At 73.3% G+C, this 15,464-nt stretch carries 10 protein-coding genes; 5 read left to right on the top strand and 5 right to left on the bottom strand.

Translation table 11 applies throughout. The annotated features are described in order from the left end of the window. Positions 1 to 49: 49 nt before the first annotated feature. From ACH4S8_RS26130 to ACH4S8_RS26115, 4 genes are all read right to left on the bottom strand, one after another. Positions 50 to 1,807: an ABC transporter ATP-binding protein gene (locus ACH4S8_RS26130; RefSeq protein ID WP_398398023.1), complete on the bottom strand. Its 1,758-nt coding sequence runs from the start codon at positions 1,805 to 1,807 to the stop codon at positions 50 to 52. Further along, complete coding sequence (locus ACH4S8_RS26125; protein WP_398398021.1) at positions 1,804 to 3,576, bottom strand: ABC transporter transmembrane domain-containing protein; 1,773 nt, start codon at positions 3,574 to 3,576, stop codon at positions 1,804 to 1,806. The genes ACH4S8_RS26130 and ACH4S8_RS26125 overlap by 4 nt, the downstream gene beginning before the upstream one ends. Before the next feature lie 67 nt (positions 3,577 to 3,643). After that, positions 3,644 to 5,737: an ABC transporter ATP-binding protein gene (locus tag ACH4S8_RS26120; RefSeq protein WP_398398018.1), complete on the bottom strand. Its 2,094-nt coding sequence runs from the start codon at positions 5,735 to 5,737 to the stop codon at positions 3,644 to 3,646. Next, positions 5,734 to 7,905: an ABC transporter transmembrane domain-containing protein gene (locus ACH4S8_RS26115; RefSeq protein WP_398398016.1), complete on the bottom strand. Its 2,172-nt coding sequence runs from the start codon at positions 7,903 to 7,905 to the stop codon at positions 5,734 to 5,736. Before ACH4S8_RS26115 ends, ACH4S8_RS26120 begins: the two co-directional genes overlap by 4 nt. Before the next feature lie 187 nt (positions 7,906 to 8,092). Between ACH4S8_RS26115 and ACH4S8_RS26110 the strand changes: the two genes are divergently transcribed. From ACH4S8_RS26110 to ACH4S8_RS26095, 4 genes are read left to right on the top strand one after another with little or no spacing between them, the layout of a single operon-like run. Continuing rightward, a complete protein-coding gene (locus tag ACH4S8_RS26110) occupies positions 8,093 to 8,998 on the top strand; it encodes an ABC transporter ATP-binding protein (protein ID WP_398398014.1) in 906 nt (301 codons plus the stop codon). Next, the gene (locus tag ACH4S8_RS26105; RefSeq protein ID WP_398398012.1) at positions 8,995 to 9,729 is read left to right on the top strand and encodes an ABC transporter permease; all 735 of its coding nucleotides are present in this window, start codon (positions 8,995 to 8,997) and stop codon (positions 9,727 to 9,729) included. The genes ACH4S8_RS26110 and ACH4S8_RS26105 overlap by 4 nt, the downstream gene beginning before the upstream one ends. A 25-nt stretch (positions 9,730 to 9,754) precedes the next feature. After that, positions 9,755 to 11,020: a sensor histidine kinase gene (locus ACH4S8_RS26100; RefSeq protein WP_398398009.1), complete on the top strand. Its 1,266-nt coding sequence runs from the start codon at positions 9,755 to 9,757 to the stop codon at positions 11,018 to 11,020. Further along, entirely contained in the window at positions 11,010 to 11,648 is a 639-nt protein-coding gene (locus tag ACH4S8_RS26095) for a response regulator (protein ID WP_398398006.1), read from the top strand. Before ACH4S8_RS26100 ends, ACH4S8_RS26095 begins: the two co-directional genes overlap by 11 nt. Positions 11,649 to 11,681: 33 nt before the next feature. On the opposite strand, the gene glgX is transcribed toward ACH4S8_RS26095, so the two are convergent. Further along, positions 11,682 to 14,006, bottom strand: coding sequence for a glycogen debranching protein GlgX (glgX, locus tag ACH4S8_RS26090; protein WP_398398004.1), 2,325 nt, complete (start codon positions 14,004 to 14,006; stop codon positions 11,682 to 11,684). A gap of 151 nt (positions 14,007 to 14,157) precedes the next feature. Between glgX and ACH4S8_RS26085 the strand changes: the two genes are divergently transcribed. Then, entirely contained in the window at positions 14,158 to 15,387 is a 1,230-nt protein-coding gene (locus ACH4S8_RS26085) for an Ig-like domain-containing protein (RefSeq protein ID WP_398398001.1), read from the top strand. Positions 15,388 to 15,464: the final 77 nt, after the last annotated feature.

Genomic DNA, 15,464 nt, shown 5'->3' with positions numbered 1-15,464 from the left:
TGTCCGGCCGGGCCGGCGTCCGGACCACCGGCCGGGCCCGGGGCGTGGTTCAGCCGTCCGAGGGGCCCCGGTTCCCGTGCCAGGAGTGCCACAGCGCCGCGTAAGGCCCCTCGGCCGCCACCAGTTCGTCGTGCGTGCCCAGTTCGGTCACCCGGCCGTCCTCCATGACCGCCACCCGGTCGGCGTCGTGGGCGGTGTGCAGCCGGTGCGCGATCGCGATGACGGTCCGGCCCTCCAGCACGGTGGCCAGCGCACGCTCCGTGTGCCGGGCGGTCGTCGGGTCGAGGAGCGCCGTCGCCTCGTCGAGGATCAGGGTGTGCGGGTCGGCGAGCACCACCCGGGCCAGCGCCAGTTGCTGGGCCCGGGAACCGTCGACGGCCACGGCCCCGGGCCCCAGCTCGGTGTCCAGCCCGTCCGGGAGCTCCCCGGCCCAGTCGTCGGCGCCGACCGCCGCGAGCGCCGCCCACAACGCGCTGTCGTCGGCGCCCGGTTCGGCGATCAGCAGGTTGTCGCGGACCGTGCCCAGGAACACGTGGTGCTCCTGGGTGACGAGGACGACATGCCGGCGCAGCTGCTCCGGGTCGAGGCCGGCGACCGGCACCCGCCCGACCGTCACCGTCCCGCCGGTCGGAGCGTCGACGCCCGCCAGCAGTCTGCTCAGCGTCGTCTTCCCGGCACCGGAGGGGCCCACGACGGCGAGCCGTTCCCCGGGCCGCACCGTCAGATCGACCCCGCGCAGCACCTCGCCGCCGCGGTCGTACGCGTACCGCACACCGACGACGTCGATCCGGTCGTCCTCCGGTACGGGGGAGCCGGCCGAGGCGGCGCGCGGCGCGCAGGCCAGACCTTCCACACGGGCGAACGAGGCGCTGCTGCTCTGCAGTTGCTCGACCTGGTTCAGGATCTGGTCGAGCGGTTCGGCGAGCCGGTGCAGATACAGCGTCGCGGCGACCACGGTGCCGAGGCTCAGCGTCCCCCGGGCGTGCAGCGCGCCGCCCACCAGGAGCACGACCACGACCGGCACGACGTACGAGATCTCCACGGCCGGGAAGAACACGCTGCGCAGGAACAGTGTCCGCATCCGCGTCACCCGGGAGACCTCCAGCGCGTCCCGGCTCGCCCGGATCCGGCGCTCGCGCAGCCCGAACGCCTCCACCGTGCGGGCGCCGGACGCGGTGGCCCCGAGGATCTCGGCGACCTCGGAGGTGGCGGCCCCCTGGGCGAGATAGGCGCCGCGCGCCCGGCGCAGATACCAGCGCAGCGCGAAGGCGATGCCGGCCAGGCCCAGCACCCCGCAGGCGCCGAGCAGCGGGTCGATGACGAAGACGGCGACGAGGACGAACAGCGCCTGCGCGCCGGAGACCAGCAGCTGGGGTCCCGTGTCGCGCAGGGCGTTGCCCACCACCGTGACGTCGGCGGTGCCGCGTGCCGTCAGATCGCCGGTGCCCGCCCGCTCCACGACCGACGCGGGCAGCGTCAGCGTCCGCTCCACGAACTCCTCCCGCACCCGCGCGAGGGTCCGCTCCCCGAAGCGGTACCCCACGTAGCGGGCCCAGCGCGCCAGCAGCAACTGGGCCACCGAGGCCACCAGGATGACGAGCGCGGGCCCGTCCACGGCCTCCACGCCCGCGCCGCCCCGTACGTCGTCGATCATCCGCCCGAGCAGCCAGGGGCCGACCAGACCGGCCGCGGCGGCCAGCGCGTTCAGGGCGAGCACGGCGGCGAACACCCGCCCGTCCGCCCGGATCAGCCGCCCCGCCGCCCGCCGCACGTCGACGCGCCCCGCCACCGGCAGGTGGACCGTCACAGCACGACCTCCTCGTCCATGCCCACCGCGGGACCCGCGTCCCCGTCGTCACCCCTCTCGGCGTCCTCGTCCGGCTCCGTGTCGCGGGCCACCAGCGCCCGGTATCCCGGTTCCGTCCGCAGGAGTTCGCGGTGGGTGCCGGTGGCCGCTGTCTTGCCGTCGACCAGGAAGCAGACGGTGTCCGCGTGGTCCAGCACGAGCGGCGACGTGCTGGTCAGGACGGTCGTACGGCCCGAGCGGGCGGCGCGCAGCCGGGCCGCGACACTCGCCTCCGTGTGCGCGTCGAGCGCCGAGGTCGGTTCGAGGGCGAGCAGCACCTCGGGATCCGCGAGGAGCGCGCGCACGAGCCGGACCCGCTGCCGTTGCCCGCCGGACAGGTTCCGGCCCTGCGCGTCGACGGCCGCGTCGAGGCCGCCCGGCAGCCCGAGGACGATGTCGTCGGCGGCGGCCGCGCGCACGGCTTCGCCGATGGTCTCCTCGGCGAGGTCCCGGCGTCCGCGCACCAGCTCGCGCAGGGTGCCCGCGAACAGGTCGGCCTCGTGTTCGGCGACCAGGATCCGCTCGCGCACCCGGGGCAGCGCGACCCGGTCGAGCCGTACGCCGCCCCAGGTCACGTCCGAGGCCGCGTACCGGCCGAGCCGGTCGACGACGGCCGCGGACTGTTCGGGGCGGGCCCCGGCCAGCACGGTCAGCCTGCCCGGGACCACCCGGACCCCGGACTCCGGATCGTGCAGCACGGCCGGGAACCCCGGGGCGTCCTGCGCGATGGGGGGAGAGGAGGCGGGCTCCAGGGACAGGAACCGTACGACGCGCCGCGCGGCGACCACGGCCCGGGAGAGCTCGTAGCCGCAGTCGATGAAGAAGTACACCGGCAGGACGAGGACCGCGACATAGCCGTACACGGACACCAGCTGGCCGACGGTGATCTCCCCCTGGGCGGCCAGCCGGGCCGCGAGCCAGGTCACCACGGCCAGGAAGACGGACGGCAGCCCCATGCCCAGCGCCTGGATCCAACTGGTCACCGCGCCGACCCGGTACCCCTGTTCCCGCAGTTTCTGAGAGTCACGACGGAACGCGTCCGCGAACAGCCCCTTGCCGCCGAGGCCGTTCAGGACGCGCAGACCGCCCGCGAGGTCGCCGATCCGCGCGGTCAGGACGGCCTGCCGCTCGCGGTACCCCGTCTCGGTCCCCTGGAGGCGCACCGTGAGCGGCCCGACGAGCCCGGCCGTCAGCGGAACCCCGAGCAGGATCACCGCGGAGAGCAGCACCGAGACCGGCAGCAGCAGCGCCGCCACCACGCCGTAGGTGACGACCGCGGCCAGACCGGGCCCGACGATCGTCAGCGAGTTGCTGATCGTGTCCACGTCGCGGACGCCGACCGTGACGATCTCCCCCGTGCCGATCTGCCGCGAGAGCGCCGCGCCGAGCCGGGCCGCGTGCTCGACCACGAGTTTGACCGTACGGAAGTTGGCGTCCATCCGGACCTTGGTCATCGTGCGGTGCCGTACGACACCCAGGCCGGCGTTGAACACCCCGGCGGCGAGCACGGCGGCCGTCCAGCCGGCCAGCGCCGCCCCGTCGCCCGGCGCCAGACCGTCGTCGATCGCCCGGGACAGCAGATACGGCGTCAGCGCCATGAGCCCCATCCACACGCTGGAGACCACCGCGCCGGTGACCGACCGGTACGTCTGCCGGGTGACCAGCCACCACAGGAAGTGCCAGCCGCCCCGGCGGTCCGGTGCCCCCGGATCCGCGTAGGTGTCGATCACCGTTCCTCTTCCACCCCTCGGTCCGTTCCTCGGCCCACTCCTCGGCCCGCCCCTCGTCCCTCCGCCGTCAGACGAGGCTGTCGCGCCAGGCCCTGTGCAGATCGGCGAACCGGCCCGTGCCCGCAACGAGTTCGTCGGGTGTGCCGTCCTCGACGATCCGGCCGTGCTCCATCACCAGCACCCGGTCGGCGATCGCCACCGTCGACAGCCGGTGCGCGATGACCACCGCCGTACGGCCCCGCAGGACCGTCGACATGGCGCGCTGCACCGCCCGTTCGCCCGGGATGTCGAGGGAGCTGGTCGCCTCGTCGAGGATCAGGACGGCCGGGTCGGCTAGCAGGGCCCGGGCGAAGGCGACGAGCTGACGCTGGCCCGCGGAGATCCGGCCGCCGCGCTTGCGTACGTCCGTGTCGTAGCCGTCGGGCAGCGCGCTGATGAAATCGTGTGCGCCGATCGCCTTCGCCGCCTGCTCGATCTCCTCGCGGGACGCCTCGGGGCGGCCGATCGCGATGTTCTCGGCGACCGTGCCCGAGAACAGGAACGCCTCCTGGGTCACCATCACGACCCCGCGCCGCAGTTCGGGCACCGGCAGCTCGCGCAGATCGACGCCGTCGAGCAGGACCCGCCCGTCGGAGGGGTCGTAGAACCGGGCCAGGAGCTTGGCCAGCGTCGACTTGCCGGCGCCGGTCGAGCCGACGACGGCCACCGTCTGGCCGGCGGGCAGCGTGAGCGAGAAGGAGGGCAGGACCTCCCCGCCCGTGCGGTACGCGAAGCGGACCCCGTCGAACACGACCTCACGGCCGGGGTGTTCGGAGGCGAGGGCCGGCAGCTGCCGGGGCACGGACGGCTCCGGCACGGACGGCGTCTGGGCCAGCAGGCCGGCGATCTTCTCCAGCGAGGCCGCCGCGGACTGGTAGGAGTTCAGGAACATCCCGAGACGGTCGATGGGGTCGTAGAGCCGGCGCAGGTAGAGGACCGCCGCGGCGAGCACACCGAGTGCCAGCGAACCCGACGCCACCCGGTGGGCGCCCCAGAGCACGATGCCCGCGACCGCCGTGTTGGCGACGAGACGGGAGCCGACGACGTATTGGGCCATCTCCAGCAGGGCGTCGCCGTTCGTCCTCTCGTGCCGCGTGTTGAGCACCTTGAACTCGGCCTCGTTGGCGGCCTCCCGGCGGAACGCGCGCACCGGCCGGATGCCGTTCATCGTCTCCGCGAACTTCACGATCACCGCGGCGATCGTCGTCGAGCGGACGGCGAAGATCCTGCCCGCGCGGCGCTGGTAGCGGCGGATGAGCAGGTACAGCGGCACGAAGGAGGCCACCGCGACCGCGCCGAGGCCCGGGTCCAGCCAGAGCAGCATCGCCGAGATGTAGACGAAGGAGAGGATGACCGTGACGAGTTCCTGGAGCCCCTCGCTGAGCAGTTCGCGCAGCGACTCGACATCCGTCGTGGAACGGGAGATCAGCCGGCCCGAGGTGTAGCGCTCGTGGAAGTCGATGCTGAGCGCCTGGGCGTGCCGGAAGATCCGGCCGCGCAGATCGAGCAGCACGTCCTGGTTGACCCGGGCCGAGGCGATGATGAACGCGTACTGGAGGGCGCCGGAGGCCGCCGAGCACACCAGGTAGGCGGCACCGACGGCGATCAGCGGACCGTGGTCGTCCCGTCGGAAGGCCGGTACGGCACGGTCGATGGCGTACGCCACCAGCAGCGGGCCCGCCTGCACGGCGGCCTGCTGGAGCAGCAGCAGGACGGTGGTCACGGCCACCCGGGCCCGGAGCGGGGCGAGCAGCGAGCGCAGCAGCGTCGCGGTCGCGCCCGGGGGAGTGGGCAGGGTGTCGTGGTCGAACGGGTCCTGGTACGGCTCGGGTTCCGGGGCCGCGGGGCTCTTGTGCCGCCGACCGTCCGGTCCGTCGTCGGGTCCGTCGTCCGGGGTATCGGTGCCGGTGTCGATGGCGGTTCCGGTGCCGTCGTTCCGGTCCGTGTCCGGTTCACCGCTCCGTCCGCTGTCCCCCGCCTCGCCGGGACCCCGTCCGGTTCCTCCGCCGGCTCCTTGGTCCGGACCCCCGTCCGGACCCCCGTCCGGACCCCCGTCCGGACCCCCGTCCGGTTCCTCGTTCGGTTCCTTGTCCGGTGCGGTGGTCGTGGGCGCCGCCGTCATCGGCCGTCCTCCTCTGCCCCCGACATCAGGTGGGCGTATTCGGCATGGGTGCGCAGCAGTTCGTGGTGGGTGCCGACCGCCGCGATCCGGCCGCCGGAGAGCAGGGCCACCCGGTCGGCCAGCAGGACCGTGGACGGGCGGTGCGCCACGATCAGCGCGGTCGTCTCCGCCAGTACCCGGCGCAGAGCGGCCTCGACGGCCGCCTCGGTGTGCACGTCCAGCGCCGACAGCGGGTCGTCGAGCACCAGGAAACGCGGCCGGCCGACCACCGCGCGGGCCAGGGCGAGCCGCTGCCGCTGCCCGCCGGAGAGGCTGAGGCCCTGTTCGCCGACCTGCGTGGCCGTGCCCTGGGGCAGCGCGTGCGCGAAGTCGGCCTGCGCGACGGCGAGGGCGCGGTCCAGCTCCGCGCGGCCGGCAGAATCGGCGGCGCCCATCAGGACGTTCTCGCCGACCGTGGCCGAGAAGAGGGTGGGTTCCTCGAAGGCGACGGCGACGAGTTCGCGCAGTTCCTCGCGGGGCATCCCGGTGATGTCCCGGCCGTCCAGGGTGATCCGGCCGGACGTCACCTCGTGCAGGCGGGGGACGAGCGCGGTGAGGGTGGTCTTGCCGGTGCCGGTGGCCCCGACGAGCGCCATGCTCTCGCCGGGGCGTACGTGCAGGTCGATGCGGGCCAGCACGGGCGGCGCGTCCGCGGGAGCGTCGGGATAGCGGAACTCGACTCCGTGGAACCGCAGTCCGCCCTCGCCCCGGTCCCGGCCTTCGCTCCGGCTTTCGTCCTGGTCCTGGTCTTCGTCCCGGTCCCGGCCCTCGCTCCGGCTTTTGTCCCGGCCCTGGCCCTCGCCCCGGTCCCGGCCCTCGGCCGTGTGGGCGGCCCGCTCGACCGGTTCGCCGCCCTCCCGTGCGGCCGTGGCGTCGCTGTCCCGCGTGGCCGTGGCGATGGCAGGCGTGGCCTCGCCGGACAGGCCCTCGGCGCCGCCCTCGCGCGTGGCCGTGGCCCTGCTGTCCCGCCCGGCAGTGACGCTGCCCTGCCGCCCGGCCGGGGCGTTGCCGCCCGGCGCGGCCGAGGCATCGCCGTCCCGCGCGGCCGGCCCGCTGTCGTTCCGCGCGGACCCGGTCGCGGGTTCCCGGGGCGTCACCGGCCCGGCCAGGACGGCCGTGTCGTCCGACTCCGGCGTCGCGTTCATGACCTCGAAGTACCGCTCCGTCGCCGTCGCCGCCTCCTGGCTCATCGCGAGGAGGAAGCCGATCGAGTCGACGGGCCAGCGCAGCGCGAGCGCGGTCGACAGGAACGCGACCAGCGTGCCGGCGGACAGACGGCCGTCGGCGACCTGGACCGTGCCGAGGACGAGGGCGGCACCGATCGCGAACTCGGGCAGGGTGACGATGACACCCCAGATCGAGGCGAGCAGCCGGGCCTTGACCAGTTCCGTGCCGCGCAGTGTCCGGGACAGTTCGCGAAACGCGCGCGCCTGGCTGCGGTGGCGCCCGAACCCCTTGATGATCCGGATGCCGAGCACGCTCTCCTCGACCACCGTCGTCAGATCGCCGACCTGGTCCTGCGCCCGTCGCGCCACTTCCGAGTAGCGCCGCTCGAAGAACCAGCAGACGACCATGACGGGAAGCGCGGGGGCGAGGAGCACCAGCCCGAGGGTCCACTGCTGGGCCAGCATGATGGCGATGCCCGCGAGGATCGTCACGCCGTTCACCAGCAGGAAGGTCAGCGGGAACGCCAGGAACATGCGGACCAGCATCAGATCGGTCGTCGCCCGGGACAGCAGCTGGCCCGACGCCCAGCGGTCGTGGAAGGCGACCGGCAGCCGCTGCAGATGGCGGTACAGGCCGGCCCGCATCCCCGCCTCGACCCCGGCCAGCGGGCGGGCCACCAGCCACCGGCGCAGCCCGAACAGACCGGCCTCGGCGATGCCGAGCAGCAGCAGGTACAGCGCCCCGAGCCACACCCCCGCCGGATCGTGCCCGGCGACCGGACCGTCCACCATCCACTTCAGGATCAGCGGGAACACGAGCGAGAGACAGGACGCGACCACCGCGACGAACGCCGCGCCGAACAGGCGCGCCCGCACCGGCCGTACGTACGGCCACAGGCGCAGCAGGCTGCGTACGGTCGAACGGCGGGGGTGGTCGGTGGTGACTGCATCGAGAGTGGTCATCACGAGCGAGCCTACGTTTCACCACTGACAGTGCCCACCGAGTTTTCGGCGTACCTGAGGGGAGCGAAGGGTCCGCGGCCGGGCCCGGCGACCGCGCGGTCGTACCGCCGTATCAACCGATCGGCTGATGCCGGTCCGAGCGCGATGGCCGATGTGACGGCGGGGGCCGCGCTGGGACTCTCGGGGCATGTCAGTCATCGAAGTGAGCGGACTGCGCAAGTCCTACAACGGCCGGGCCGTCGTCGACGACGTCTCCTTCACCGTCGAGGAGGGCGAGATCTTCGGGATCCTCGGCCCGAACGGCGCCGGCAAGACCACCACCGTCGAATGCGTCGAGGGGCTGCGGGTCCCCGACGCCGGCCGGGTCCGGGTCGCCGGCCTCGACCCCGTCGCCGACCGCGAGGCCACCAGCCGCGTCCTCGGCGCCCAGCTCCAGGAGAGCGAACTCCAGCCGAAACTCACCGTGCGCGAGGCGCTGGAGCTGTACTCCGCGTTCTACCCGGACCCCGCCGACTGGCGCCCGCTGGCCGAACGCCTCGGCCTGACCGGCCGGCTCGGCACCGGCTTCGGAAAGCTCTCCGGCGGCCAGAAGCAGCGTCTGTTCATCGCGCTCGCGCTGATCGGCGGCCCGCGCGTGGTCGTGCTCGACGAGCTGACCACCGGACTCGACCCGCGGGCCCGCCGCGACACCTGGGAGCTGATCGAGGACGTCCGCGAGCGGGGCGTCACGGTCCTGCTGGTCACGCACTTCATGGAGGAGGCGCAGCGGCTGTGCGACCGGATCGCGGTCATCGACAAGGGACGCGTGGCCGCCCTGGACACCCCGGCCGGTCTGATCCGCCGCTCCGCCGGTTCCACCGTCATCAGCTTCACCCCGTCCGCCCCGCTGGACGAGCGTGACCTGGCGGCGCTCCCCGCGCTGGCGTCCGTCGAGCACAAGGACGGCCGCGTCACGCTGTCCGGCACCGACGAGACGGTCAACGCCGTCGTCACCCTGCTCGCCCGCCATCGCGTCACAGCCCACCAGCTGCGCGTCACCGACGCCACGCTCGACGACGCGTTCCTCGACCTGACCCGGGAGGCCACGGCATGAACACCGCCGTCCTGCGCACCGAGATCCGCCTCTTCCGGCGTGAACCCGGCGCCCTGTTCTGGATCCTGCTCTTCCCGACCCTCCTGCTGGTGATCCTCGGCTCGATCCCGTCCTTCCGGCAGCACCAGGCCGATCTCGGCGGTCTGCGCACCATCGACGTCTACGTCCCGGTGGCCGTCCTGCTCGGCCTGATCGTCGGCGGACTGCAGTCGATGCCGCAGACCCTCACCGGCTACCGCGAGCGCGGCATCCTGCGCCGCATGGCCACCACCCCGGTCCGCCCCGGTGCCCTGCTGTCCGCGCAGACGGCGGTGTACGGCGGTGCCGCCCTGGCGTCGGCGCTGCTCGTGCTCGCGGTCGGCCGGCTCGCCTTCGGCGTACGCCTGCCGAGGCAGCCCCTCGGCTACCTCCTCGCCCTGCTGGCGGCCGTCCTGGTCGCCCTCGCCCTCGGATCGGTGGTGTCGGCGCTGTCCCGTACGACGAAGATCGCCGGCGCGATCGGATCGGCCGTGTTCTTCCCGTCGATGTTCTGCGCGGGTGTGTGGCTGCCGGTGCAGTCCATGCCGCACCTGATGGCCCGGATCGTCGGCTTCACCCCCTTCGGCGCGGCCGCGCAGGCGCTGAACCAGGCGGCGGCCGGTCACTGGCCGGGCTGGGGTCACCTCGGCGTGCTGGCGGTGTGGATCCTGCTGCTGACCGGTGCGGCCGTCCGCTGGTTCCGGTGGGAGTAGGCGGCCGGCCGTGCAGACTGGGCCCATGACCGTGACGGACCGACAGCTCGACCGGCGCTGGGAGCAGCTCCACACCTGGGGGCCCTACGGGCTGCTGGGCACCAGCATCGTCCTCGCGGTCGCCTCCGCCGATCCGCACGCCGCCTGGGCCAAGTGGTACGCCGCCTGGGCCCTGTCCGGTGCGGGGGTCGTGCTCCAGCTGTGGTGGCAGGGCACCCGTCCCCGCCGGTCCGGCCGCGGCCGGACGCCGTCCCGGGCCGGGACGGCGTACTACGCCGTCCGGTGGGCCCTCGCCTTCGCCCTCACCTGGATCACCCCGTTCTTCGCGTTCTACGCCGCCTGCGGCTACATGGACGCCGACGAACTGATACCGGGCAGGTGGCAGCGGCTCGGACTGTTCGCGAGCGCGGTCACCGTGGCCGGCGCGCAGGCGGGCGGAATGCCGTTCGAGGGCGGAACCCAGTGGATCGTCTTCGCCGGTCTCCTGGCCGCCAACTCCGGCCTGCAGATGGTGGTCGCCCACCTCACCACCCAGGAGGCGCAGCGGGTCCGTGAGCGTACCGAGACCATCGCCGAACTCGAGCGCACCAACGCCGCGTTGCAGCAGGCCCTCGACGAGAACGCCGCGCTTCACTCCCAACTCCTCGTCCAGGCACGGGAAGCCGGGGTCGCCGACGAACGCCGGCGGCTGGCCGCCGAGATCCACGACACCATCGCCCAGGGGCTGACCGGCATCATCGCCCAGCTCCAGGTCGTGGCGAACGCGCCCGATCCCGCCGGCGCCCGCGTCCACCTCGAACGCGCCTCGGCGCTCGCCCGCCACAGCCTCGGCGAGGCCCGCCGCTCGGTGCACAACCTGGCCCCGGTGGCGCTGGCGGACGACGGTCTTCCCGAGGCGTTGAAGAAGACGGTCGCCGAATGGGGCGAACGCACGGGAGTACGCGCCGAGTTCACCGTCACCGGCACCAGTGAGCAGCTCCACGACGAGGTCTCCGCCACCCTCCTGCGCATCGCCCAGGAAGCCCTCTCCAACGCCGGGCGCCACGCGGCGGCCGGCCGGGTCGGGGTGACCCTGAGTTTCATGGGCGACGAGGTCACCCTCGACGTCCGCGACGACGGCCGCGGCTTCGACCCGCTCGCCGTCCCGGCCCGCACCGGCACCGGCGGATTCGGCCTCGACGGCATGCGCGCCCGGGCCGAACGCATCGCCGGCCACCTCGCCGTGGAGTCCGAACCGGGCCACGGCACGGCGCTGTCGGCTCGCGTACCGTTGGTACGCCATGACCGATGACCCCCGCATCTCGCTGCTGATCGTCGACGACCATCCCGTCGTACGCGACGGCCTGCGCGGCATGTTCGAGTCCGCGCCCGGTTTCACGGTCGTCGGCGAGGCGGTGAACGGGGTCGAGGCGCTCGAGCGGGCCGCCGTCCTCGACCCGGACGTGATCCTGATGGACCTGCGCATGCCGGGCGGCGGGGGAGTGGACGCCATCGCCGAACTGACCCGGCGCCGCTCCCGCGCCCGGGTCCTCGTCCTCACCACCTACGACACCGACTCCGACACCCTGCCCGCGATCGAGGCGGGCGCGACCGGCTATCTGCTCAAGGACGCGCCCCGCGACGACCTGTTCACGGCGGTCCGGGCCGCGGCCGAGGGCCGCACCGTCCTGTCCCCGGCCGTCGCCTCCCGGCTGGTCTCGGCCGTGCGCGCGCCCGCCTCCGCCGAGTCCCTCTCGGCCCGCGAACGCGAGGTGCTGGTCCTGGTGGCCAGGGGCACCTCCAACCGCGAGATCGCCCGTGAACTGTTCATCAGCGAGGCGACCGTGAAGACCCATCTCACCCACGTGTACGGCAAGCTGGGCGTCAAGGACCGTGCGGCGGCGGTGGCGACGGCGTACGAGCGGGGCATCCTCGGCTGACCTCCGCGCCGGGCGGCCGCGGGGGCCGTGCCCTCAGCGGACCCTCAGCAGCAGGACGGACCGCGCCGGGACCGTGATCGCCGTGCCCGCCCGGTGCGTGAGCGCGGGCGCCTCCGCCTGGTCCTCGCGCGAGGTGTCCACGACCACCTCGTACCCGGCGGCCCAGGGCGTCCCCGGCAGCTCGAAGGAGGCCGGCCGGTCCCCGGCGTGCAGCACGGCGAGGAAGCTGTCGTCGACGACCGGGACGCCCCGCGCGTCCCGGCCGGGGATGTCCCGGCCGGACAGGTACATGCCGAGGGTCGCCGCGGGCGCGTACCAGTCCCGTTCCGTCATCTCGGTGCCCCGTGCGGTGAACCAGGCCAGGTCCCGCAGTCCGTCCGCCGAGTGCGCCCGCCCGGAGAAGAACGCCCGGCGGCGCAGCACGGGATGCGCGTGCCGCAGCGCGATCAGACGGGACGTCAGCTCGAACAGCGCCCGCCAGTGCGGGTCGTCGAGCTGCGACCAGTCGACCCAGCTGATCTCGTTGTCCTGGCAGTAGGCGTTGTTGTTGCCCCGCTGGGTGCGCCCGAACTCGTCCCCGGCGACCAGCATCGGCACCCCCGTGGACAGCAGCAGTGTCGTCAGCAGGTTCCTCAGCTGGCGCCGACGCAGCGCCTGCAGGCCCTCGTCCTCGCTCTCGCCCTCGGCCCCGCCGTTCCAGGCCCGGTTGTCGTCGGTGCCGTCCCGGTTGCCCTCGCCGTTGGCCTCGTTGTGCTTGCGTTCGTACGACACGAGGTCGCGCAGGGTGAATCCGTCGTGCGCGGTCACGAAGTTGACGGAGGCGTACGGGCGCCGGCCGCCCCAGGCGTACAGGTCGCTCGACCCCGACAGGCGGTAGCCGAGGTCCCGTACGTCGGGCAGCGCCCCGCGCCAGAAGTCCCGTACGGCGTTGCGGTAGCGGTCGTTCCACTCCGTCCACAGCGGCGGGAAGGCGCCGACCTGGTAGCCGCCGGAGCCCACGTCCCAGGGTTCGGCGATCAGTTTGACCCGGCGCAGCACCGGATCCTGGGCGATGACGGCGAGGAACGGCGACAGCATGTCGACGTCGTGCATGGACCGGGCCAGGGCCGCCGCCAGGTCGAAGCGGAAGCCGTCGACGCCCATCTCGGTGACCCAGTAGCGCAGCGAGTCCGTGATCAGCCGCAGCACCTGCGGCTGCACGACGTGCAGGGTGTTGCCGCAGCCCGTGTAGTCGGCGTAGCGGCGGGCGTCCGACTGGAGCCGGTAGTACCCCCGGTTGTCGATGCCGCGCAGCGACAGCATCGGGCCCAGCTCGCCCGCCTCCGCGGTGTGGTTGTAGACCACGTCGAGGATGACCTCGATCCCCGCCGCGTGCAGTGCGCGCACCATCCGTTTGAACTCGCCGACCTGTTGGCCGCGCGTGCCGGAGGCGGCGTAGGCCGCGTGCGGGGCGAAGTAGCCGATCGAGTTGTAGCCCCAGTAGTTCCTCAGGCCCCGGCGCAGCAGGTGGTCCTCGTGCGCGAACTGGTGCACCGGCAGCAGCTCCACCGCCGTCACCCCGAGGTCCACCAGGTGCTCGATCGCCGCCGGATGCGCCAGTCCGGCGTACGTGCCGCGCAGTTCCTCGGGGATCGAGGGGTGCAGACGGGTGAATCCGCGCACGTGCAGTTCGTAGATGACCGAGTCCGCCCAGGGGGTCTTGGGGCGGTGGTCGTCCGACCAGTCGTCGTCGTCCTGGACGACCACGCCCTTGGGGACCAGCGGCGCCGAGTCGCGGTCGTCGCGCACGGTGTCGGCGACCTGCTGCTGGGGCCAGTCGCGGACGTGCCCGTACACCTCGGGCGGCAGGGTGAAGTCGCCGTCCACCGCACGGGCGTACGGGTCGAGGAGCAGTTTCGCCGGGTTCCAGCGGGCTCCGGTCCACGGGTCCCAGCGGCCGTGCACCCTGAAGCCGTAGCGGCGGCCGGGAAGCACGCCGGGGACGAAGCCGTGCCAGATCTCGTGGGTGAGTTCGGTCAGCGGGACGCGTGTCTCGGTGCCCTCCTCGTCGAAGAGGCACAGGTCGACGGCTTCCGCGCCGCCCGCCCACAGCGCGAAGTTGGTGCCCGTGGTGCCGTCGGGACCCGCCCTGAAGCGTGCGCCGAGCGGGGTCGGGGCACCCGGCCAGGCGTCGACGGGCGGCGGCGCCGCCGGGCGCCGTGAGCCGTTCAGCGCGGGAGCGGCCGGCCCCACCGCCGGGTCCGCGGCCGCGGGTGCGGCGGCGGACGGCCCCGCCGGGTCCGTGACGGTCTGCGCGGGCAGCCCGCCGCCCGCGGCGCGTCCCTCGTGGACCGCCTCCTGCTCGGGTGCGCTCGACACCGGTCAGCCTCCCACGGCTCGTGGAACGGCACGGAAAAGGGTGCACGGCGTCCCGGCCGCGGCTCCTTGGCGCGTCGTCCTCCCCACTGTTCTGCCCAGAGCGTGGCTCGCACTCACGTTTCCCCGCAGCGGCGGCGTCGTTGGGTCCCTTGTGAAGCACGTACAGACGCGCGCGCGGCGCGCAGGGGCCGCGCTGGCCGCCGCAGTGACCTGGGCCGGTCTGCTGGCCGGAGCCTCCGGCTGCACCTCCTCCCCGATCCCGGACGGGATCGGGGAGGCGTTCGGCAAACCGAGGTCGCCCGAAGACGTCATCCACGTCTCGCCCGACGACAACACCAAGGGCGTACGGCCGCAGGAGGCACTGCTGGTGCGGGTGCCCCGCGGGCGCCTGGAGTCCGTGAAGGTCGTCAGGTCCCAGGACGCCGAGGAGTCACCCGTACCGGGACACATCAGCGAGGACGGCCTGTCCTGGAAACCGGACGAGGCGCGGCTCGCCCTGGCCGCCAAGTACACCGTGGACGCGGTGGCCCTGGACGGCGACGGGCACCGCTCGGCCCGCCACACGACGTTCACCACGGCCGTCCCCGGCGAACGGTTCATCGGGTACGTCACTCCGGAGGACCGCTCCGTCGTCGGCACCGGGATGATCGTCTCCCTCCAGTTCAACCGGGAGATCGCGAACCGGGCCGCCGTCGAGCGCGCCATCCACGTCGAGGCGCACCCGGCGGTGCAGATCCGCGCGCACTGGTTCGGCGGCGGCCGCGTCGACTTCCGCCCGGAGCGGTACTGGAAACCGGGCACGAAGGTCACCGTGGCACTGCGGCTGCGCGACGTCGAAGGGGCACCCGGCGTGTACGGACTCCAGTCCAGGTCCTTCTCGTTCACCGTCGGCCGCGACCAGACGTCCCTCGTCGACGCCCGCGCCCACACCATGGAGGTGCGCCGCGACGGCAACCTCCTCGCCACGGTGCCGATCACGGCCGGGGCGCCGAAGACGACGACGTACAACGGGAAGATGGTCGTCACCGAGATGCTCGAGGTGACCCGGATGAACAGCCGGACCGTCGGCTTCGGCGGTGAGTACGACATCCCCGACGTGCCGCACGCGATGCGCCTGACCGACTCCGGCACCTTCCTGCACGGCAACTACTGGGCGCCGGACGCCTTCGGCAACACCAACGTCAGCCATGGCTGCGTGGGTCTCAGGGACGTGAAGGGCGGCAGTTCCGACACCCCGGCGGGCTGGTTCTTCGACCGCAGCCTCATCGGTGACGTCATCGAGGTCGTCCACAGCAAGGACAAGACGGTCGCCCCCGACAACGGACTCGGCGGCTGGAACATGGGCTGGAAGGAGTGGAAGACGGGCAGCGCAGTCGACTGATCTTCGCTCCCCGGTGCAACCATCTTCGCGGTCGATGGTCCAAGTTGCGACGGAACGGTGACATTCACCTGACACGG

The organism is Streptomyces sp. NPDC021080, assembly GCF_044333225.1.
GTDB lineage: Bacteria > Actinomycetota > Actinomycetes > Streptomycetales > Streptomycetaceae > Streptomyces.
The sequence above is the reverse complement of the archived record's forward strand: the minus strand, read 5'-3'. Positions and strand labels throughout refer to the sequence as shown.